Below are 21,650 nucleotides of genomic sequence, written 5' to 3'. Positions count from 1 at the left end.
GATTATCCTTCTTTCACGTAAAATTAACGATAAATTTCGGACTTCACCGATAAATTTTCCATTTGCACCGATAAAAACCGAAATTGCACCGATAAAATCCGAAATTGCATCGCTATATTGAAAATGCCTGGCTCCGATCTCCTACAACATTTCCGCGATGAGTTTGCCGAGTTTAGTGATACCTTCGGTGTTATCGCGGTCGCTGAGGCCGGAGTAGCTGATGCGTATCTCTTGTGTCGGTTCATTCGTAGCATAACATGCGCTCCCTGGTAGAAAGGAAATCGAATGTTCAGATGCCCGCTTCTGTAATGCGCGCATGTCAATCTCCTCAGGAAGCTTGACCCACAAATTCAACCCGCCTTTCGGTAGTTCATATCTAATCCGGTCTTTCAAGCACATTTCCAGAATGTCAGCTGTCATATCCCGTCGGATTTGCAAGGCGATCCTCAATTTCTCAAGGTGGTCCTTCATCCGCTGTGTTTTCATGAACGGGAGGATCACCTTTTGGTTCAAGAGCGGGCTTCCAACATCCATGGATGCCTTTGCAATAAAGACCTGCTCATAAAGCCGCTTATCCGCTATGAGTGCCCCTAAGCGGATTCCCGGCGCCATCGTTTTGCTGAATCCTTTTAAAAAGATACAATGACCAGTCGTATCAAAGTACTTGATCGGTTTCGGGGGCAGCACCCCATCAAAATAGATTTCATTGAACGAATCGTCCTCAATGATGAGGAAATGATACGTTTCAGCAAGCTCCAGAAGCTCTTTGCGACGCTTTTCACTCATAGATGCCCCAGTTGGGTTATGAAAGGTGGGATTGACGTAAACGAGCTTTGGAGGGTTCTTTCGGCATTGCTCCTCCAATAGATCGGTCCTCATACCGCTTAGATCAATCGGAATCTGCAGAATCGCATTTCCCTTGTTCATGAACGTGTCGAGCGCCGCACCATAACACGGGCTTTCAACCGCTACCGTATCTGTCGGCGTCAGATACGTGTTTGCGACCACATTGATCGCCTGTTGGACCCCACTCGTTATCAGGATTTCATCCAAAGGTGGTTTATAACCAAGCTGATTGTCCAAATAAGCGGACACTTCTTTACGGAGCTCTTCATCCCCTTCCACGGGTCCATACGTCGTCAAAATCATCGGGTGCAAATCAAAGATCGCTTTCGCCTGCTCTGCTAGAAAATGACTGGGCAGAAGCCCGGGGGATACGACTGCTTTTGAAAAATCGTATTGATGTTTCGAGCGCTGCATCAGATATTGCGAACGTGTAAGGAGAGGCGAGAAACTATCCTGTTGTTCATCCCTTTGTAAGGATGGGTGGCCAGTATGACGACTTTTAACATAAGCGCCCTTTCCGTGGAGGATTTCAATATAACCTTCTTCCTCCAAGTGTTGGTAGACTTTGTTGATCGTCAGATAATTCAAATCCAACTCTTTTGATAACCACCGTAACGAAGGCATCTTTTCCCCAGCCGCTACCGCTCCCGTCTGGATCCGGTTTACAAGCTGATGATAGATTTGTTGATGGATCGGTGTGGCAGCCTCTTTCTTCAGGACTAGTTTCATATCCAGCCCTCCTTTTTCTATAAGTAAAGCTGAAATCGCAACGTTTTACAAGAGGAACTGTTATACGCCCTGTAAAACTGTTATACATTTACTGCTTTATACTCCTCTTAACTGAAAAGGAGGTTTTCATATGGTCTTGATCAATTACATTCTTGTCTGCGTAATATTCGGTACGACTTTTCTTTTTATAAAAGTCGGGATTGAAGCAGGTGCGACACCAATTCTTTCTGGCGGGGTCCGATTTATGATTGCTGGCCTGCTTGTTCTTGGCTTTTTTGCGATTAAAAAACATCCTGTTGTCGAGGCGCTCATGTCCAAACAGCTTATGGTCGTAGGCTTCTGTATTACGTTCATGACCTTTTCGACCCTCTATTGGGCTGAGCAATACATTACGTCAGGATTAGCTGCTGTCCTCTCCGCGACTGGTCCGATGATGATCCTGTTGATTCAGAGGCAACGGAAGGAAGCTGAACTTGATTTTATCAAGGTGACCGGGCTGGTGATTGCACTTGTTGGTGTCGTCTGCATCTCACTACCCGGTTTGGGCGAGACGCTTTCTTACCTTTGGCTGATCGGATGTATTGTAGTGTTGATCGGAGAAATCGGCTACGGATACGGATCGGTCTTTTCAAAACGCTATTTTGCGACAGAACATCGCTTCTCCCCATTTTTGATGAATGGGGTGCAAATGTTTTACGGAGGAGTTATGCTTATACTCTTTTCATTCGTAGTCGAGGAACCTAGTTTCTCTTCACTCGTTGCAAATTCTAATGCACAGATCGCCCTGCTTTACTTGATATTGGTGGGATCGATCGGGGGACACGGACTCTATTACTGGCTGATTTCAAAAACGAATCCAATCTTCCCATCGACGTGGCTGTATGTCTCGCCATTGATAGCCATTTTCGTAGGCTACTTGTTTTTACAGGAAGCATTGTCCCCAGTCATGATCGTGGGCGCATTCCTGATCATTTCCGGCGTGTTGCTGACCAACCGGACGACACTATTAAAATTGGTCCGGAACGGTGAAATGACCCGCTCGAACGTATGACCGGTGCCTGGCACGGATTAAAAAAAGACTGGCTTAGGAGGTGTATACCCCTTGAGCCAGTCTTTCTTATATCTCATTTTATTCTTCAACAGCTTCTGTGAATTCATCTTTCACTTCTTGTTTTGGTCCTCTGCCCATCATGCTTACAATGATGATGGCAATCGTTGCAAGGATGAATCCTGGAATGATTTCATAAAGTGCGAATGGAATGACTGCTTCCGTTTGTTCTGCTCCTGCAGGCGGAGTTGAAAGCGTCTTCCAAAGCACAACCGTCACTGCACCGACAATGATTCCTGCAAGCGCACCGTTACGAGTCATACGTTTCCAGAATAGTGAAAGGATGATAACAGGTCCGAATGCAGCACCGAATCCTGCCCATGCGTAACTTACTAGTTCCAATACGCGAGATTCAGGATTGGAAGCGATCAATCCGGCAATAAGAGCAATTCCAATTACTGCGAAACGACCGATCCATACCAATTCTTTTTCACTCGCTTCTTTTCTCAGGATCGCTTTGTAAAAGTCTTCAGCAAGAGCACTTGAGGAAACAAGCAATTGAGAGTCGACTGTACTCATGATTGCCGCAAGGATCGCTGCAAGCAGGATACCTGATACCCAAGGATCGAATAAGACTTGCGTGAACAAAATGAATACAGTTTCAGTCGCTGCACCTTCAAGCGGGTTGTCTGCAAAGTAAGCGATACCAGCTAGACCTGTGAAGATGGCACCGAATAGAGAAACGACCATCCATGTCATTCCGATCATACGAGCCTTCGGAATGTCTTTTGAAGATCTTACAGCCATGAAACGAGTCAGGATATGAGGTTGTCCAAAGTAACCAAGACCCCATGCAAGCGAGGAAACGATTGCGAGGAATCCTGCAACGCCACCCATACCTGCCATGATATCGACGTAGCTTGCATCTACAGCTCCTACTTGGTTGATGGTTTCATTCCAGCCGCCAACCTTGTTGACCGCAACAATCGGAACAATAATCAAGGCTAAGAACATCAGGATACCTTGAATGAAGTCAGTCCAGCTTACTGCAAGGAATCCGCCCAGGAATGTGTAAGAGATGATGACTGCTGCTCCAATCCATAATGCTGCCGTATAAGTCATGTCAAATGAAGATTGGAAAAGCTTAGCTCCCCCTACAAGTCCTGAAGCCGTATAAACAGTAAAGAAAAATAGAATGACAATTGCAGAGATAACACGTAAGATTTTAGAGTTGTCTCGGAAACGATTTTCAAAATAATCTGGGATCGTGATCGAATCGTTTGAAACTTCCGTATACTGACGAAGCCGTTTTGCAACAAACTGCCAGTTCAAATAAGCACCAATAGATAGACCGATTCCGATCCATGCTGCGTTCATACCACCAGCGTAAACAGCCCCTGGCAAGCCGAGCAAGAGCCAACCACTCATATCCGAAGCACCCGCACTAAGTGCTGCTACTCCTGGAGTAAGGCTTCTTCCTCCTAATACATAATCTGATAAGTTACTTGTCAAGCGATAGGAAACGACTCCGATCGCAAGCATTACCACAAGATAAATAATGAATGTTATTAACGTAGGCGTATCAATACCCATCTAATCAATTCTCTCCCTTCGATTCAACAAAATACGATATGATAGATAAAATAACGACTAAAGGCATAGGAATTAGTAACCAAAACCACGTTGCTGCTGATAGACTGAATTCTTCCACATGAGCACCTCCCGTCCTTTAATATGCAAGTATTATGCAAAAATAATTTATTCTCGCCTTGCTCAATATCCCGCATTTGTTGCCACTATTAAAGACCATAACATAATATAGCTTTTAGAACATTGTGTCAATTATTATTAATCGAAGTTAATGTATATTTATTCAAATATCGTGAAAATGTAAGCCTTTTCAACCACATATAATAATATCTATTCATAAAAATTTATGAAGATAAATTTGAGGATAATTTTACCACACGAAGTGATTTTTATACTATATACCCTCCATTTTCCCCTGTCATAGCCAATATTATTTAACTCCATGTTTAGAAACGGAACACTATGGACTTGTTGTCATGTATAATAAAGATAATAGAGATGTCGTTGTTATGCAATTCTAAGGGGTTAAGGGGGATGGATATTTGGAGGGATTGTTTGAACCAAATCCACGAATAAAGACTCAGCATAAAAAATTATCAAAAACCCAATTGGCTAAACGTATCATTTTGGTTCCATTAGGGGCATTGTCGGTAGCTATCGGGTTGGAAATCTTTTTGGTCCCTAACCAGATCATTGACGGAGGGATTGTAGGGATCTCTATCATCCTTTCACACTTGAGTGGTATTAAACTGGGGTACTTGCTTCTCCTTTTGAATCTTCCATTCTTTTTCATTGGTTACAAACAAATTGGTAAAACCTTTGCTCTCACCACTTTATTCGGCGTCACTTCCCTTTCTATTTTCACTCTATGGCTGCACCCTGTTCCGGTTTTAACAGATGATCCTCTGCTGGCATCCGTCTTTGGTGGGATTATCTTAGGGATTGGCGTAGGCTTGGTGATCCGCTACGGAGGGTCCCTGGATGGGACTGAAATCCTGGCTATTCTTTTTAATAAGGCGACACCATTTTCGGTCGGCGAAGTCGTCATGTTCTTCAATCTTTTCATTTTAGGAAGTGCAGGCTTTGTGTTCGGCTGGGAACGGGCGATGTATTCGTTGATCGCTTACTTCATTGCTTTTAAAATGATCGACATTACAATCGAAGGTTTCGAATCTTCCAAATCTGTATGGATCATCAGTGATAAACATAAAGAAATCGCAGAAACGTTGAATGCCCGATTAGGGAGAGGTGTCACCTATTTGAACGGAGAAGGTGCCTATACCGGGGATGCGAAGAAAGTCATCTTCTGTGTCATTACTCGTCTTGAGGAAGCCAAGCTCAAAAGTATTGTTGAAGAACTAGATCCAACAGCGTTCTTAGCGGTTGGAGATATCCATGACGTCAAGGGCGGGCGTTTCAGAAAAAGAAACATCCACTAACAAAAATAGCCGGAAACCCTCAATGGAGTCCCGGTTATTTTTAATAGTCTAAGAGGAATTCTTGTTGATTGCTTCCTCATGGAATGGTTCCTTCTCTTTTAAGAGACGTTTTAGTTTTTCCTTACTCTTTTTCGATGTCAAGATATAAAGGAAATCTCCAGCATGTATGACCGTATTCCCTGTCGGTGTGATTAGTTTGTCGTTACGGATTATCGCATTGATCAATGAACCATCAGGAAAAGGTATATCAACCAGCTTTTCCCCAATAATAGCGGCCCCCTCTTCCATCTCATATTCAAGCATCTCAGCAGAAGCCTTTCTTAGTGATACGAGCTCAATGGAATGGATCGGCGTTGTTTTCTTAGGACCTGTCAATCCAAGCTTATCGGCTACTTTGGTAATCGTAGCTCCCTGAATCAAACAGCTGGTGAGAACTACGAAGAAGACAACGTTGAAGATCAGTTGGCTATTCTCAATGTTCGAAAGCAGTGGGAATGTCGCCAAAACAATCGGTACAGCCCCTTTTAATCCAGCCCATGAAAGAAAGGCCAGTTCTTTATTCGTGAAGTTCATCCTGAGCGTAGAAACATAAACAGCAATCGGGCGGGCAATCAGCATCAAAATGGCTGAGATGAGCAGGCTCTTCCATATGATGTCCCATGTAAAAACATCAGCTGGGAACACAAGAAGGCCTAGGATAATAAACATCAAGATTTGCATCATCCAGGCAAAACCTTCAGAGAAACGTGAAATGGAATGCCTATATACAATTTCTGCGTTTCCGATGATAATTGCTAATACATATACGGCAAGAAGACCGCTGCCATTCATGAACGCTGTAACCCCATAAGTAAGCAATGCAAAGGATATGGCGAACAAAGGATAAAGCCCGCTTGAATCCAAATTGATCCGATTCAATGCTGCGACAGATAGCTTACCGAACAAATAACCTAGAATGAGACCCAGCCCCATTTGAACAAAGAAGGAACCGATCAATTTTATAATATTGATTTGAGGGATTGTAATCAGTTCGATTACTGCGATGGTTAGAAATACGGCCATAGGATCATTGGAACCCGACTCCGCTTCCAATGTAGTGCCTACACGGTCGTTTATGTTCTGGCCTTTCAGCACAGCGAATACGGCAGCCGCATCTGTAGAACCGACAATAGCCCCGAAAAGGATAGCTTCTGTCCAGCCCAGGCCTAGAATGAACTTTGCAAAAACGGCGACTATTCCAGAAGTCAGAATGACCCCTACTGTCGCCAGAGAAAGAGAAGGAATAATCACTGGTCGGAGAGTGTTCCACTTTGTTTGAAGCCCACCTTCAAACAAGATGATGATGAGGGCGAAAACCCCTATCATTTGGGCCGTACTAGCGTTATCGAAGTAAATGATGTTCAAAACATCGCTTCCCATGATCATCCCAACCGCCATAAAGAGAACGAGGGAGGGAACACCGAGCCGGTCAGAGAACTTGGTCGTCATGACGCTTACAATGAAAAGAATCGCTGTAAGCAAGATAAAGGTGTCAGTGTGTAAAATATTTTCGAACATAGTCCAACCCCTCCTATAAGTTTACATCCAGTTGAATGGGCATAGTTTCTTGAGTCTTTAAACCAATATATTGGCGTGTCTCAGAGGGGGTATGGTGTTGTAATCGTTTTTGTATGAGTGAAATGGCGATGCCTTTTTTATAGGCATGGAAACCGAAAGTTTTCCGAAGGGTGTGTGTGCCGGTCGAACCTGTAAGACCTGCATGCTTCGAAGCTTCATTTATGATCCGATAGGCTTGCTGCCTGCTGATCGGTTCATTTGTTTTCCTTGATTTGAATAAGAAGTCGGTATGTTGGAGTGCTCTTTCTTGAATACATGCACGTACGGCATGATGAACAGAATCATTTAAATAGACAGGAGGGTCGGTGTATAGATCTGATCGTAAGTAGTGAAAGACCTCGAAGGATTCACTCATGAGTTCGTTCACTCTGATATGTAGTAAATCGTAAATGCGGATACCAGTATTGATGCCAAGTATAAATAAACTATAGTCTCTAAACGAACGGCTCTTTAAAAAGCGTTTCATTGCCTGAAGTTTTTCTACGTCTTTAATCGCTTCAACCGTTTTCATACCACACCCCCTTATGTTACATATCTTTATTATAACACAGGGTTATGTCACATCGAAGTCAAGCGGCTTGAGTTTTTCGAAAATTGGAAACTGTTGTTACTGATAGATATGAGGAAAAAATAAAACACTGAAAAACCCCCGTCGCTCTGTGGCAGACAGGGGTTTGTTTTACACTTAAAGAAATATCTTTCTTCAGTATAATTACAACTAAGGCTCAGCCTACGCCAAAGGCTTGGCTTTGCCAAGTTTACTTTATATTCCTTATAGTCCTTCTGATGTTGTCTTCGGTTGCATGTGTTGTACGAGGTAGTCTGGCCCTCCAGCTTTGGAGTCTGTCCCAGACATGTTGAATCCACCGAATGGTTGATATCCAACGATTGCTCCAGTACATCCACGGTTAAAGTAAAGGTTCCCGACATGGAAGTCTTCTTTCGCGCGCTTGATCTTATTGCGGTCGTTTGTAAGAAGAGCTCCTGTAAGACCATAATCAGTGTTGTTTGCAATTTCCAGCATGTGGTCGAAGTCACGCGCTTTACTGAATGCAACGACTGGTCCGAAGATTTCTTCCTGCATGATGCGAGCTTTCGGGTCAAGATCAGCGAAGATCGTCGGTTCGATGAAGAATCCTTTAGAATCATCACCTTCCCCACCAGCCATCAGACGGCCTTCTTCTTTACCGATTTCGATATAGCTCATGATTTTGTCATATGCGCCTTTGTCGATGACAGGGCCCATGTATGTGTTATGGTCTGTCGGTTGACCGACATTAAGCTCTTTTGTAAGCTTGACAGCTTTTTCAAGAACTTCATCGTAAATATCCTGGTGAACAACCGCACGTGAACCAGCAGAACATTTTTGCCCAGCGAAACCGAATGCGGAGTATACGATTGATTGAGCTGCTAGATCAAGATCAGCGTCTTTGTCGACACAGACTGTATCTTTTCCGCCCATTTCAACGATTACGTTTTTAAGCCATTTTTGGCCATCTTGGATCTTTGCTGCACGTTCCCAGATACGTGTACCAACGTCACGTGAACCTGTGAAACTGATGAACCGGGTTCTTGGGTGATCGACAAGATAGTCACCAACTTCAGAACCGCTACCAGGCAAGTAGTTCAATACGCCTGCTGGAGTTCCCGCTTTAAGCATAACATCCGCAAACCATGCTGCAACGACTGGCGTCGCACTAGCTGGTTTTAAAATTACCGTGTTACCAGTGACGATCGGTGCAACTGTCGTTCCTGCCATGATCGCAAATGGGAAGTTCCATGGAGAAATCGTAATTCCAACACCTAAAGGAATGTATTTGTATTGGTTGTGTTCGATTGAACGACTTTGGATCGATTTACCGTCCTTGATTTCAAGCATTTGACGTCCGTAATACTCCAGGAAATCAATCGCTTCAGCTGTATCAGCATCCGCTTCCTTCCACGGCTTACCTGCTTCTTTTACCATCAAAGCAGAGAATTCATGCTTACGGCGGCGAATTTCTGCAGCTGCGCGGAATAGAACGTTCGCACGCTCTTCCGGATCTACCTTGCGCCAAGTTTCAAAAGCTTTGTCCGCAGATTGCATCGCCTTTTCAGCGAGCTCTTGGTTCGCTTTGGAAACACGACCGATGACCTCTTCTTTATTCGCAGGATTGATCGACACGATCTTATCATCCGTAGAGATATACTCTCCATTGATGATCAGGTCATAGTCTTTACCTAATAATTCATTCTCGACTTTTTTCAAAGCCTCTTCAAAAGCTTCACGATTTTCCTTAACTGAGAAATCGGTAAATGGCTCGTGTCTGTAAGGTACTACCATAAGAATGAACCCCTCCAATATCGCAATAGAGTAGTAATGAAAACGCATTCAAGTTTTCGATTACACCCTCATTCTACACTATGAAATTTACGCTTTCAAACATCCGGAAATAGTCAGAATATTCCATTGAAATGGTATTTATTTTTACTCGCCGAAATGAGTAAGAAATACACGAAAAAACCGAATGGGCACTTCGTCCATTCGGTTCTACTACCGCAAACTAGTAAATATGCACAATCGAGTCTTTCTTCGATGGATCGGAAACGATGAGGCTTTCGTTCTGGTCGAGTGAAGATTTGATGTTGACCTCGACGACTTCATCCGGGTAGTACTGCTTCACCAGATAGTTCACGTATTGCGTGAAGGAGATCACTTCAGACTTCCCGTTGAATTTCATCGGAATTTCGATCGTCAGCTTTGAAACCCTATCATTTCGATATAATGCTTTTCCGACAACCCCGATATAGTTCGGGAAGTACTCTTTGATCTTCTCTTCAAATTGGATGAATGTGTTATAGTCCTCACGGTGATCCTCTTCTGCTTCAGAAGAAGGGAAGAAGTAGTACTTCTCGTTGACGTTTTCCCAATTCACTTTCGTCTGGCCGCCTTTTACGACGGTTTTCGCAAAATAGTTGCCAGGAACAACTGCCCCATGCTTTTCTTCAAGAAACAGTCCGACTGAAATCGGGACATCCTGAAGCTCCGGATGCTGACGCAGACGGTTGACCACTTCCTGGCCAGTTTTATGAGCGAACTCCTTCACATCCGATGTGTTAAGTTTCACTTCATCACGGTGCAGGCGGCCTTGGTCATCCTGTACTGTAAAATAATACGTCGAGTGGAAAGAAAGCGCGAGTGAAATACCCGCAAGTTTAACAGAATCCTTTCCACTATCCTGTAAATAGTTTTGTTCTAAAATGTACGAGAGAATCTTCGGGTCCTTCTTCAACATTTCCTTTCTGTCATCAACAGAAGCTTTCTGATAAGCTTTTTCATCAATATCCGGATTCAAGCCCTTCTGAATGAATTGGCTATCATCTGTCCCTGGCTCTTCTGAAGAGCGTTTCAACCAATTCCTGATCGTCTGCTTCGTCAAGTATTGGCCATCTTGAAAGTAATAATCATCGATCGGAAATGTTTCCTTTGAGATCCGCATCAAACCGGTTTCCAATTCATCGACGTCTGTCCGGTTATCGACACCGTATGAAATCTCTCCGCGTGCAACCCCCGGCTCATAGTTCTTCAAAGATTTATAATATCTGTCATCAGTCGTATTGATGTTGTGTAGAGGAATCGCTTGTTCATTGTTGTTCGCTTCTTCTTCCACAACTTCATCTCGTTTCAAATTATCGAAGGGTAAACATCCGGACAAAAGGATCAGAGAGGCACTGAATATCACGAATAGCTTTTTAAACATCCCCTAAACTGTACACTCCTTAATCATTCAGCTGGCCGATAAATGTGTCTTCATTCCAAACTTCGACGCCGAGCTTCTCTGCTTTTGTAAGCTTTGAGCCTGCATCTTCGCCTGCAATAACCAGGTCCGTGTTCTTGCTTACACTTCCTGCCACTTTACCACCAAGCTTTTCAATTTCTGCTTTCGCTTCGTTTCGAGAGAGTTGCAGCAATTTGCCCGTCAACACGATCGTTTTGCCGCTGAACGGAGAATCGATGTTTTCGGTCTCGCTTCGCTTCAACCCTTTATATTCCATGTTCACGCCTACTTTACGTAAGTGCTCCAACAATTGCTCTACTTCCGGCTTTTCAAAATACACAACGACAGAATCGGCCATGATGTCACCGAATTCATGGATGGACGTAATGTCCTCACGTCTCGCTTTCTGAAGGTTTTCCATCGTCTCAAAATGCTCCGCTAATGTCCGTGCGGCTTTCGCTCCGACATTCCGGATTCCCAAGCCGAACAAAAGCTTCTCGAGGGAATTATCCTTCGATGCTTCTATCGCTTTTAAAAGATTATCAACAGACTTCTCACCCATCCGTTCAAGCTTCAACAGCTCTTCCCGCTTCAGCTCATAAAGATCAGCAACGTCCTGGATCAGATTTTCATTGAAAAGCTGGGTGATGACTTTTTCCCCTAAGCCGTCGATATTCATCGCATTCCGTGAAACGAAGTGGATGAGTCCCTCTCGGATCTGCGCAGGACACTTCGGATTGATACAGCGCAATGCTACTTCATCCTCAATCCTCACAAGCTCGCTTTCACATTCAGGACAATGTGTCGGCATGTGGAAATTCTTCTCCTCACCCGTTCGCTTCTCTTGAATGACATTAACGACCTCAGGAATGATATCTCCCGCTTTTTTGACAATCACATAGTCCCCGATCTTGATGTCTTTCTCACGAATCAGATCTTCGTTGTGAAGGGAAGCTCTTTTAACCGTCGTTCTAGCAACCTGCACCGGTTCTAAAAGCGCGGTCGGTGTCACGACGCCCGTACGCCCGACGGTCAGCTCGATGTCTTCAAGCCTTGTGACGACCTCTTCAGCAGGGAATTTATACGCGACAGCCCAACGAGGACTTTTCACCGTCGTTCCAAGCTCATCCTGCTGATCGAGTGAATCGACCTTGACGACGATTCCATCGATCTCATAATTCAAATCAGGGCGTCTCTCCACCCATCCATTCACATACTCTATGACTTCCTCAATCGTCTCGCACCGCTTCCATTCCGGATTTGTTTTAAAGCCAAGCTCATCCAGGTAATGAAGGCTTTCGCTATGTGAAGCGACATTCCTGCCTTCAACCGCAGCCGCTCCATATACAAAAATGTCAAGGTTACGGCGTGATGCAATCTTCGGATCAAGCTGACGCAACGAACCTGCCGCGGCATTCCGCGGGTTCGCGAACACCTCGACCCCTTCCTTCTCGCGTGCTTCGTTCAACTTCATAAAGGACGCCTTGGGCATGAAGGCTTCGCCCCGGACTTCAAGTGTCGCATCTTCTTTCAAACGAAGCGGAATGGAACGAATTGTCTTTAAATTATTCGTGATGTCTTCCCCGATTGTACCGTCGCCTCGAGTCGCCCCGCGCACAAAACGGCCATTTTCATAGAGAAGGGAAACGGCGAGACCATCGATTTTAAGCTCACAAACATATTGGACTTTTCCTCCGACACCATCCCGGACCCGGCGATCGAAATCACGGAGATCCTGATCGTTGAACGCATTCCCGAGACTAAGCATCGGCGAACGGTGTTCAACCTTTTTGAACGCATCCAGCGGTTCTCCGCCGACACGTTGTGTAGGTGAATGCTCTGTACGGAATTGCGGGAATTCCTGCTCAAGCTTGATCAGCTCATGAAGCTTCTGATCATATTCCACATCTGGTACGGATGGTTTATCGAGAACGTGATATTCATAGTTATATTGATTGAGTAGATTGCTTAATTCTTCGATTTTGGCCTTCGCTTGTTCCTCAGTCATCACTTTACCTCTTTTCTAGTTCAGGTTCTATGCTTTTTCGATCGGTGCGAACTTCGCCAATAGTCGCTTGATGCCTGTCGGCTGCGGGAATGCGATATCGAGCTCGAGCGAATCGCCTTCACCTTTCGTACTGACAACCGTACCGACACCCCATTTGCCATGCTTCGCTTTATCACCGACACTCCAGTCAAGCGATGTGCCGCTTTTACGGGCAGGCACCGTTCGCTGTGATCGACGTGGTGCGCCGACAGCCGTCATTTGTGTAGACGTTTTCTGCCACGGTAACGTTTCTTCTTCTTCATTCAACGATTCCATGATTTCATCCGGAATCTCGTTTATAAAACGGGAAGGTGCATTCATCGTCGTTTTCCCATATAGTGTACGCATTTTTGCATTCGTTAAAAAGAGTTCTTCTTCCGCTCTTGTAATCCCGACGTACGCAAGACGGCGTTCTTCCTCCATCTCATCGTCATCGAAAAGGGAACGGCTATGCGGGAAGATGCCTTCTTCAAGACCCATCAAGAAGACGACAGGGAATTCAAGGCCTTTTGCGGAATGAAGCGTCATAAGCACAACGCCATCCTTCTTCTTGTCCTCTTCATCATCGTCCATCTTGTCGATATCAGCGATCAAAGCGAGATCCGTCAGGAAAGCGATCAAGCTTTTATCCTCATTCTGTTTTTCGAATTCCTGTGTGACAGAAAGGAATTCTTCCAGGTTCTCGAGACGGCTTTGCGACTCGATCGATTTCTCTTTTTCCAAAGCGTCCTTATAACCAGTCTTCTCTAAAACCTCTTCTGTCAATTCTGTGACCGAAAGATACTCCTGCATTTTCGACCAGTTCATCACCTGATCACGGAATTCGGTCAAAGCATTCACGAAACGGGCACTTAGACCCATGAGTTCTACCTCACCAAGGGCATCCATAATGGAAAGGTCATGCATTGCCGCATGCTGGACGATTTTATCGAGAGTCGAAGCTCCGATTCCCCGTCTCGGCACATTGATGATCCGGCTCAAACTGATATCGTCATCCGGGTTGGCGATCAGACGCAAATACGCAAGGATGTCCTTGATTTCCTTACGGTCGTAGAACTTCGTACCGCCGACGATCGTATAGGAAATGTTCGATTTCACGAGCGCTTCCTCAATGACACGTGATTGCGCATTCGTTCGATAAAGGATTGCGATATCGGAAGGCTTCCGCTTCCCTTGCAGCATTTCCTTGATCTTTCCGACGATGAAATAACTTTCCGTATGCTCACTGTCAGCCTGGTAATAATGAATGTTTGTCCCATCTGTATTGTCTGTCCAAAGATTCTTCGGCTTCCGTCCAGTGTTGTTCTGGATCACTTCGTTCGCTGCCTGGAGGATCCGTTTCGTCGATCGGTAGTTCTGCTCTAGTAAAATCACTTCTGCATCTGCATAGTCCTGCTCAAAAGAGAGGATATTCGCGATGTCCGCTCCACGCCAGCGATAGATCGATTGATCCGAGTCCCCGACGACACAAAGGTTCCGATACCGTTCAGCCAACAGGTTGACGAGCACATATTGCGCGCGGTTCGTATCCTGATACTCGTCCACATGTATGTACTGGAACTTGCGCTGATAATGCTCTAAAACTTCCGGCACACGCTGAAAAAGCTTGATCGTCGACATGATCAAGTCATCGAAGTCGAGGGCATGATTTTTACGAAGCTGCTTTTCGTACACCTCATAAACATCCGCCGCCACCTCTTCATACATTCCTTGTGCGGTCTTTTGGAAATCAGCCGCGGTCTTCAGCTCGTTTTTCGCTGAACTTATCGTCCCGAGGATGCTTCTGGCATCGAACTTTTTCGTATCAAGGTTCAGGTCTTTAAGCGCCTGTTTGATGACAGACAACTGATCTGTTGCATCAAGGATCGTAAAGTTCCGGTTGATTCCAATCCGATCAGAGTCCCTTCTTAAAATCCGTACGCACATCGAGTGGAACGTCGATATCCAGATGCTTTCTGCAGCCGGTCCGGTAATCGACGCGACCCTCGATTGCATTTCACGCGCCGCTTTATTCGTAAATGTGATCGCAAGGATGTTCCACGGGGCAACACCTTTTTCCACTAACAAATAGGCGATCCGATGAGTCAAAACCCGTGTCTTCCCACTCCCTGCACCCGCCATGATCAATAGTGGGCCTTCTGTATGCTTGACCGCTTTTTTCTGTTCAGGGTTCAATCCTGAAAGCAGTCGCTCTACAATTTGTTGCAAAATTTCCACCACCTATACAAACGTATGTTCCTATCCGTTATTTTAATCGAAGCCTGCTGAAAACACAATCTATCCTTTGACGACTTTGACGGTTTTGAGCGCAGCTTCCAAATCTTCATAAATGATATTCCCAACGACTATTGTATCAGCAAATTGCGCCATCTCTCTAGCCTGTTCTTCATTTTTGATGCCGCCGCCGTAATAAAAACGCGTCTTATCGAGGATCGTGCTCACGTCTTTCACTGTTTCGACATCTCCATAAGTGCCGCTGTATTCCAGGTAGAAAATCGGCAGCTGGAACATGTGCTCAGCAATCCGCGCATAAGCGAGGATATCCTCCGCGTTCAGTTCCGTATCCGCTTCAGAAAACTGGGCAGCCTTCGATTCTCCGTTCGCGATGCAATAGCCTTCGGTCACGAGCTCACTCCAATTGATGAGCTCCCCGTATTCCTTTACCGCTTCATGATGCAAGCCGACGATCCAGTTGGCGCTTTTGCTGTTAAGAACACTCGGGACAAAATAAAAATCAAACCCGGGCGTGATCGATTCGATGTTGGAGACCTCGAGCACACAAGGGACGGCATATTTTCTGATGCGAGATAGAAGGTCGATCGTATTTTCAAGCGTTACCCCGTCACTTCCACCAACAATTACGGCATCGGTACCTGAATCGCAAATCTGATCAAGCGCTTCAGGTGTGATTTCCTTATCCGGGTCCAACTTGAAAACGTGCTTCCACTCTTTATATTCAAACATAGCTTGACCTCCTAAAGAAGACTCCGGCATTACCAAGCTTTGGCGCAGGCTGAGCCATCGTTAACTTATATTGAAAAACTAAAATAACACTTCCTCTAAGGATTATAACAGAAAAGGATACCGGTAAAAACTGAGGTACGAAGATGTCTTGTTGGGAGCTGGAGCGGGGGGTGCGAATTTTGCCGATCTATGTCATTCCACCGATAAAATCGATATTCCGCCGATATATCACCCAACTTCGCCGATATATCACCCTGACGCTCCCATAAGGAAGGGCTGACTCGCTAAAGTCAGCCCTCTTTTCCTCTTTTCCTCTATTCTTTATGATTTGTTATGGACGCGGTCGAGCGCCATTTCGTAGGTGTCGTTACCATAGTTGAGACAGCGTTTTACACGTGAAATTGTCGCTGTGCTTGCGCCTGTCTCCTTTTCGATCTTATGATACGTATACCCTTCACGGAGCATACGCGCGACTTCAAGACGTTGCGCCAGCGATTGGATTTCATTGATCGTCGCCAGATCGTCAAAGAATCGATAGCATTCTTCACGGTCCTTCAGCGAGAGTATCGCATCGAAAAGCTGATCCAATGTTTTTCCTCTCAGTTTATCAATTTGCATCCCTTTTCACTCCTCCAAGACTATTCCCAGCTTACGTCTGTACCAAGGCTAGTTGCGGGTACCAGATTCACCCACGTCTTCCCTGACACGAATGAAACCTCTGCTCCATCTTTTACTGGAATGATTCGTCCATTTTTGTTCTTCCAATTTATCTCTTGTGCTTTCCCTTGTTGAAATAGAACCGCGTTACCGCCGCTTTCTAAATTGATGTTTCGGCGTCCCGCACTGTCAATAACCTTGTGGTCCGCACCAACAACTAACACGTTTTCAAGCTCGATCGGTGTGTTGGTTTCCCTATCCACAGTTTGCTCATTATTGATATATCTAAAATATGTGCCTTTTTCCGATTGGTATCGGTATTGCACTTTATAATGATCACCATAAGAAACAGTCACCTGGCTTGCTGGATCCCCTTCAATCGCTGTCACTTCATCTGCTTTCAAAAATGGGAACGCTGGAATCTCCTGTTTCAATTCAAAATTATTTTTCTTGGATCCCTTCTTGATGTTTTTGTAAGTGATGTATGAATTGTGCGGTGCTTTACGGAAATCTGCACGCTTGAACAGGGACCCATCGTAATACAATCCATTCAGCGAGTCAATATTTCCTGATGTCAACATTACTTGTGCCGATGGACTCCATCCATGGAAGACATAGATCGCATCGAATCCATTGCTCAGACGGACATAATAATCACGTGCGCTTCTCACCGGCCCGATGACGTCCGGCTCCTCACTTTGGAAAACCGCAAGTAATCTAGTGATTTTCCCTTCTGCCAACACTTCATAGACGATATCCGCTTTATGAAGACCAGACTGTGGTCTCGCTTCTGGTACATTGTTGACCATGACCGCTACTGTTCTCGAACTCAACGCCTCGTCGGTTCCTTTCCCTGTCAAAGGAAATGTATACGCAAACCGAGGCTTATCGTCCACTTCCTTTTTCTCAATGCCAGTGTCTTTGGAAGCAGCATCTTCAGTCGACTTTGACGTTTCCTTCGAACTACAAGCCGCAAGCATAAGGAAAAGTGCTACGAAACACGTAACCCACAACCTTTTCTTATTCATGTTAGTAAGACTCCCCCTAGTTTTTCCCTGAATAACCCTCTCAAAACAAGCCTTGACCTTTTTACCTATTAAAAAATCACAATGACTTAAGTTCACTTTTCAATTTTATTACCGTTGACGAATTGGAAACAAGAAGATTGAGGACACGGATAATGAAACCGGCTAAAACCGTCACGTCCTATGACAATGGCAGTACTAACACGTCCTATGCGTCGAATATTCACCGTTAATAATTTCCCAACATCTACTATATTAACGCATTACAACAGGAAAGGATAGTACCTCATTTTTCAAGACATCCACAATACCGCTTTGTGTAATGCGGATATACGGCAAATGAGTCGATGAAAAAAATAACAGACTGTAGATCGGATCGACAAACGTATAGCCCCGTTCCTTCAAAGCTTTCACCAGCTGATCCTGTTGTTCCATGACGGTTTCCATCGGCTCTATGGAACACCCGCCATTGAGCGTAAGCGGGATTTCACATACCACTTCACCCTTCTCCACCAGTACGATTCCACCGCCAATTTCTTTCAGCCGATCGAAAGCGGCCACCATATCTTTTTTGCTTTTACCTATTAATAATATGTCGGCACTGTTCGAATATGAACTGGCGAACCCGGACACTTGAGTCGCAAAGCCTTTCAGCATCGTGTTTACCCGCCATTTTCCGTTCCGATCGATCAAAGCAAAAAAGCTTTCATCATGATCACTCGAAAGTACATCTCCAGTATGGTCTAGCTCAGTCCGGTAAGGCTTAGTGATCACTGCGTTCACCATATCGATCCCTACAGGGGACTCAACTTCTAGATCTTCGACTTTTATCGACCAATCGAGATTGTACGGCTTGATATCATAGTCGGTCCAATTGAAGGCTGCATCCGGTTCATCTGTGATCCATTCCCCTTTAGATAATACAGCTGTCGGTGCCGGTTCACTCGGATCCTTTAAAATGTTCAGGTTCGCAACACGGCCTGGCGCCACTATTCCGTACTGGTGGTCGATTCCATAGTGCCTCGCCACATTGTAGGAGACCATTGCATACGCATCTTCTACCGGCACTCCTTTTTCAATCGCAATCCGGATCATTATATCCGTTACACCTTCACGATAGAAATTCGGTGTTGAGCCGTCTGTCGTCATCAACACACGATCGAAATGATCGACACCAAGTGTGAGCATCTCTTCTAAAATTTGCGGCAGATCAGGACGGATCGACGAATAGCGAAGCGAAGTCGTATAGCCGAGCGACATGCGCAGGACCGCTTCCTCTCCTGTCATCGCTTCATGGTCGCAATCCGCACCAAGAACCGCCAATTTTGTCAAAGTCCTTTCAGAGGCTCCTGGCAAATGGGTTTCGATTTTCAACCCTCGCCGTTTCGTTTCCTGCATCCAGTGGAGGGTTTTATCATCGCCCTTCAACACCTGCGGCCAGTTGGTCAGTTCACCGCCCTGCAAGGTGTACGGATGATCGAGAAACTGATCGAACATCTCATCGGAAAACACTTCATCCTCATTCTGCAATTTAGTTTGCGAATCATAGCGGCACCACCAGAAAAACGTGTATGGCAACTCATTTAGATCAGTCATGAGAGAGAGCGCTTTCTTTTTTTCCAAATTTAAAAGCATCAGATTGTCGCTGATGAACGTCGTGGTCCCTCGTTTTGCTGAATAAGAAGCGAACGTCTGGGGATTATAAAGTTGAAATGGGTGGACATGCGGTTCGATATAACCCGGAACGATGTACTGGTTTTCACAATCGATGATTTCACACCCCGTCTTGTTCTGCGGCATTTTATTGCCGACATAGACGATTCGATCCTCATAAATCCATAGGTTGGTCGTAATCCATTTTTTCAAAACGTTGTTTAAATATGTAGCATTCTTCAAAACGAGCGTGGGTGCCTGTTCACCCTGTATGACTTCGACATGGGTACGGAGCTGCTGCTTCGACCAATTCACTAAATGCTGTGACATATCATCACCCCGGTATTTGTATGGTTTCGATTTGTTAGAACTGTTTTAATCTTCTGTACATCATGATACCATAACCCGTAAATTCGCACAGTAATACGTAGCTAAGCCTAAGACACGTTAAATATTAAAAAAGGAGGAGAAGAGCATGAAACAGAACATAGGTACAGTGAATGCCCTGATCCGGATTACGATCGGGCTTACGATGGTTGGATGTTCTGCAGCCAGACTTGGCCGTCAACCACATCATCAAAGCCATCTGATCACGATGCTGCTTGGCGCAATGAAGGTCGGCGAAGGAATTACGAAATATTGTCCGATGACCGACCTATATGAGCGCGGACAGCAGCTGAACAACATGGATCTAGCTTCCATGACAAAAGAAAGCTCTCCGATCAATCCTTCTTAAGCGGATTTAAGTTCTGTTGCGCGTAGTTCCGAAAAATTCTCGATAATTATCAAAAATGAAAAAGCTCCCGATTTGGGAGCTTTCCTTACACTTAAGAAGTATAACTTTTCTGCGAATAGGCTTGGCTTTGCCAAGTTTCCTTTATTAAAATGAGGTGATTTTACGTGAAGTATATAGATGTATTAATGGAATACATGACAGACATGTTGTTTGTACTGGTGATGATCGGTGGAAGTATCATCGCGCTGACTTTCTTCATCTTCAGGAAGAGGAGACAGCCTTGATCGCTTTTGAACCGATGTCGTTCCGGTAAAAGCTGCCGGCACACTTGAGCTTCTTCATTTCTTCATAGACCGAAGTTTGTGCGTTTTCGAGATCTCCAGCTTTCGCGGCGATCAGTAGGATCCGTCCGCCATCCGTTAAAAGCTGTCCTTCCTCTTCTTTTACACCTGCAAAAAATGTGAGCGTCTCAGATGAAACAGCATCCAATCCGTTGATCGCAACGCCTTTTTCATAGGAACCAGGATAGCCTCCGGAAGCGAGCACAACACCGACATATTCGTCGTCGGACCATTCAAGCGAAACATCCTCTTCGTTCAACAACCCTGTCAAAATCTCAAACAAATCACTTTCAAGACGCGGCAGAACGACCTGTGTTTCTGGATCGCCGAATCGTGCGTTGAACTCGATCACTTTCGGCCCGTCTTCAGTAAGCATCAATCCTGCATACAAAATGCCTGTAAACGAAGCTTCTTCTTTTACAAGACCATCGGCCATCGGTTGTAGAATCTGCTCAATCGAAATCTCCACCACTTCATTTGAAATATGCGGGACAGGTGAATATGCGCCCATTCCACCGGTGTTCGGTCCAAGATCACCATCAAAAGCACGTTTGTGGTCCTGAGAGATGACCATCGGCAAAATCTTCGTTCCGTGTACGAATGCCATCAACGAAAACTCTTCGCCTTGTAAAAACTCTTCAATGACGACTTTACTGCTCGCCTCACCGAATTTCGTCTCTACCATCATGCTGTGGAGTGCTTCTTCCGCTTCCGCCATTGTCATCGCAACGACGACGCCCTTCCCGGCTGCCAAACCATCCGCTTTGATAACAATCGGTGCACCTTTTTCCGCCAAGTACGCTTTCGCTTCATCATAATCTGTAAAAGAAGCTGAGAACGCAGTCGGAATCGCATATTTCTCCATCAAATCGTTCGCATACGTCTTGCTGCCTTCAATAAGAGCAGCCGCTCGTGTCGGGCCGAAAACCATGAGACCTTCCGCTTGGAAACGATCAACAAGACCGTCGAGTAAAGGTTGCTCAGGTCCTACGACCGTCAAATCAATTCCTTTTTCCTTCGAAAACTGGATCAATCCGTCTTGGTCCGATTCTCCAATCGCGACACACTTAGCAATATCAGTCATCCCGACGTTCCCTGGTGCGACATATACGTCCGTCACACGCTCGGATTGTGCCATTTTCCATGCAATCGCATGCTCTCTTCCGCCTTTTCCAACGATTAGAACCTTCATCCAATCAC

Annotated in this window: 17 protein-coding genes; 4 read left to right on the top strand and 13 right to left on the bottom strand. The window is 45.1% G+C overall.

Annotated features, from left to right (window positions below; translation table 11 throughout):
- Positions 1 to 141: 141 nt before the first annotated feature.
- On the bottom strand, positions 142 to 1,575 hold the full coding sequence (locus ACJROX_RS02315; RefSeq protein ID WP_408009172.1) for a PLP-dependent aminotransferase family protein: 1,434 nt from the start codon (positions 1,573 to 1,575) through the stop codon (positions 142 to 144).
- Positions 1,576 to 1,705: 130 nt separating this feature from the next.
- Here ACJROX_RS02315 and ACJROX_RS02310 point away from each other — a divergent pair, with 130 nt between their 5' ends.
- Complete coding sequence (locus ACJROX_RS02310) at positions 1,706 to 2,626, top strand: DMT family transporter (protein WP_408009171.1); 921 nt, start codon at positions 1,706 to 1,708, stop codon at positions 2,624 to 2,626.
- 78 nt (positions 2,627 to 2,704) lie between these two features.
- Here ACJROX_RS02310 and putP read toward each other — a convergent pair whose 3' ends face one another.
- A complete protein-coding gene (gene putP, locus ACJROX_RS02305) occupies positions 2,705 to 4,216 on the bottom strand; it encodes a sodium/proline symporter PutP (protein WP_408009170.1) in 1,512 nt (503 codons plus the stop codon).
- Positions 4,217 to 4,764: 548 nt separating this feature from the next.
- Here putP and ACJROX_RS02300 point away from each other — a divergent pair.
- Entirely contained in the window at positions 4,765 to 5,652 is an 888-nt protein-coding gene (locus tag ACJROX_RS02300) for a YitT family protein (protein ID WP_408011558.1), read from the top strand.
- A 48-nt stretch (positions 5,653 to 5,700) separates the two neighbouring features.
- On the opposite strand, the gene ACJROX_RS02295 is transcribed toward ACJROX_RS02300, so the two are convergent.
- The 10 genes from ACJROX_RS02295 to ACJROX_RS02250 form a co-directional block, all read right to left on the bottom strand.
- The gene (locus ACJROX_RS02295; RefSeq protein WP_408009169.1) at positions 5,701 to 7,209 is read right to left on the bottom strand and encodes a potassium/proton antiporter; all 1,509 of its coding nucleotides are present in this window, start codon (positions 7,207 to 7,209) and stop codon (positions 5,701 to 5,703) included.
- A 13-nt stretch (positions 7,210 to 7,222) separates the two neighbouring features.
- Positions 7,223 to 7,780, bottom strand: coding sequence for a tyrosine-type recombinase/integrase (locus ACJROX_RS02290; protein ID WP_408009168.1), 558 nt, complete (start codon positions 7,778 to 7,780; stop codon positions 7,223 to 7,225).
- A 261-nt stretch (positions 7,781 to 8,041) separates the two neighbouring features.
- Positions 8,042 to 9,592 (bottom strand): L-glutamate gamma-semialdehyde dehydrogenase, encoded by a 1,551-nt coding sequence (pruA, locus tag ACJROX_RS02285; protein WP_408009167.1) that lies wholly within the window; start codon positions 9,590 to 9,592, stop codon positions 8,042 to 8,044.
- A 220-nt stretch (positions 9,593 to 9,812) separates the two neighbouring features.
- Positions 9,813 to 11,009 carry a CamS family sex pheromone protein gene (locus tag ACJROX_RS02280; protein ID WP_408009166.1) on the bottom strand — a complete coding sequence of 399 codons (1,197 nt, stop codon included), beginning with the start codon at positions 11,007 to 11,009 and terminating at the stop codon, positions 9,813 to 9,815.
- Between the two features lie 19 nt (positions 11,010 to 11,028).
- The gene (gene ligA, locus ACJROX_RS02275) at positions 11,029 to 13,035 is read right to left on the bottom strand and encodes an NAD-dependent DNA ligase LigA (RefSeq protein WP_408009165.1); all 2,007 of its coding nucleotides are present in this window, start codon (positions 13,033 to 13,035) and stop codon (positions 11,029 to 11,031) included.
- Between the two features lie 27 nt (positions 13,036 to 13,062).
- Positions 13,063 to 15,282 (bottom strand): DNA helicase PcrA, encoded by a 2,220-nt coding sequence (gene pcrA / locus ACJROX_RS02270; protein WP_408009164.1) that lies wholly within the window; start codon positions 15,280 to 15,282, stop codon positions 13,063 to 13,065.
- A gap of 69 nt (positions 15,283 to 15,351) precedes the next feature.
- Positions 15,352 to 16,038 (bottom strand): heptaprenylglyceryl phosphate synthase, encoded by a 687-nt coding sequence (locus ACJROX_RS02265; RefSeq protein ID WP_408009163.1) that lies wholly within the window; start codon positions 16,036 to 16,038, stop codon positions 15,352 to 15,354.
- Positions 16,039 to 16,359: 321 nt separating this feature from the next.
- On the bottom strand, positions 16,360 to 16,656 hold the full coding sequence (locus ACJROX_RS02260; protein ID WP_408009161.1) for a YerC/YecD family TrpR-related protein: 297 nt from the start codon (positions 16,654 to 16,656) through the stop codon (positions 16,360 to 16,362).
- A gap of 20 nt (positions 16,657 to 16,676) precedes the next feature.
- Positions 16,677 to 17,723 (bottom strand): DUF3048 domain-containing protein, encoded by a 1,047-nt coding sequence (locus ACJROX_RS02255; protein ID WP_408009160.1) that lies wholly within the window; start codon positions 17,721 to 17,723, stop codon positions 16,677 to 16,679.
- Between the two features lie 252 nt (positions 17,724 to 17,975).
- A complete protein-coding gene (locus tag ACJROX_RS02250; RefSeq protein ID WP_408009159.1) occupies positions 17,976 to 19,703 on the bottom strand; it encodes an adenine deaminase C-terminal domain-containing protein in 1,728 nt (575 codons plus the stop codon).
- Between the two features lie 145 nt (positions 19,704 to 19,848).
- On the opposite strand from ACJROX_RS02250, the gene ACJROX_RS02245 reads away from it, so the two are divergent.
- Complete coding sequence (locus ACJROX_RS02245) at positions 19,849 to 20,109, top strand: DUF2892 domain-containing protein (RefSeq protein WP_408009158.1); 261 nt, start codon at positions 19,849 to 19,851, stop codon at positions 20,107 to 20,109.
- A 164-nt stretch (positions 20,110 to 20,273) separates the two neighbouring features.
- Positions 20,274 to 20,393: an EYxxD motif small membrane protein gene (locus ACJROX_RS02240; protein WP_408009157.1), complete on the top strand. Its 120-nt coding sequence runs from the start codon at positions 20,274 to 20,276 to the stop codon at positions 20,391 to 20,393.
- Here ACJROX_RS02240 and purD read toward each other — a convergent pair.
- Positions 20,371 to 21,642 (bottom strand): phosphoribosylamine--glycine ligase, encoded by a 1,272-nt coding sequence (purD, locus tag ACJROX_RS02235; RefSeq protein ID WP_408009156.1) that lies wholly within the window; start codon positions 21,640 to 21,642, stop codon positions 20,371 to 20,373. The two genes, ACJROX_RS02240 and purD, sit on opposite strands and share 23 nt — an antisense overlap.
- Positions 21,643 to 21,650 lie beyond the last annotated feature (8 nt).

Source organism: Pseudalkalibacillus sp. A8 (assembly GCF_045920555.1).
In the GTDB taxonomy this organism is placed as follows: Bacteria; Bacillota; Bacilli; order Bacillales; family Fictibacillaceae; genus Pseudalkalibacillus.
The sequence above is the reverse complement of the archived record's forward strand: the minus strand, read 5'-3'. Positions and strand labels throughout refer to the sequence as shown.

Excerpts from the sequence above, each read along its gene's own strand:
- ACJROX_RS02315 (WP_408009172.1), bottom strand. The coding sequence starts at position 1,575 with ATGAAACTAGTCCTGAAGAAAGAGGCTGCCACACCGATCCATCAACAA.
- ACJROX_RS02310 (WP_408009171.1), top strand. The coding sequence starts at position 1,706 with ATGGTCTTGATCAATTACATTCTTGTCTGCGTAATATTCGGTACGACT.
- putP (WP_408009170.1), bottom strand. The coding sequence starts at position 4,216 with ATGGGTATTGATACGCCTACGTTAATAACATTCATTATTTATCTTGTG.
- ACJROX_RS02295 (WP_408009169.1), bottom strand. The coding sequence starts at position 7,209 with ATGTTCGAAAATATTTTACACACTGACACCTTTATCTTGCTTACAGCG.
- ACJROX_RS02290 (WP_408009168.1), bottom strand. The coding sequence starts at position 7,780 with ATGAAAACGGTTGAAGCGATTAAAGACGTAGAAAAACTTCAGGCAATG.
- pruA (WP_408009167.1), bottom strand. The coding sequence starts at position 9,592 with ATGGTAGTACCTTACAGACACGAGCCATTTACCGATTTCTCAGTTAAG.
- ACJROX_RS02280 (WP_408009166.1), bottom strand. The coding sequence starts at position 11,009 with ATGTTTAAAAAGCTATTCGTGATATTCAGTGCCTCTCTGATCCTTTTG.
- ligA (WP_408009165.1), bottom strand. The coding sequence starts at position 13,035 with ATGACTGAGGAACAAGCGAAGGCCAAAATCGAAGAATTAAGCAATCTA.
- ACJROX_RS02265 (WP_408009163.1), bottom strand. The coding sequence starts at position 16,038 with ATGTTTGAATATAAAGAGTGGAAGCACGTTTTCAAGTTGGACCCGGAT.
- ACJROX_RS02260 (WP_408009161.1), bottom strand. The coding sequence starts at position 16,656 with ATGCAAATTGATAAACTGAGAGGAAAAACATTGGATCAGCTTTTCGAT.
- ACJROX_RS02255 (WP_408009160.1), bottom strand. The coding sequence starts at position 17,723 with ATGAATAAGAAAAGGTTGTGGGTTACGTGTTTCGTAGCACTTTTCCTT.
- ACJROX_RS02250 (WP_408009159.1), bottom strand. The coding sequence starts at position 19,703 with ATGTCACAGCATTTAGTGAATTGGTCGAAGCAGCAGCTCCGTACCCAT.
- ACJROX_RS02245 (WP_408009158.1), top strand. The coding sequence starts at position 19,849 with ATGAAACAGAACATAGGTACAGTGAATGCCCTGATCCGGATTACGATC.
- purD (WP_408009156.1), bottom strand. The coding sequence starts at position 21,642 with ATGAAGGTTCTAATCGTTGGAAAAGGCGGAAGAGAGCATGCGATTGCA.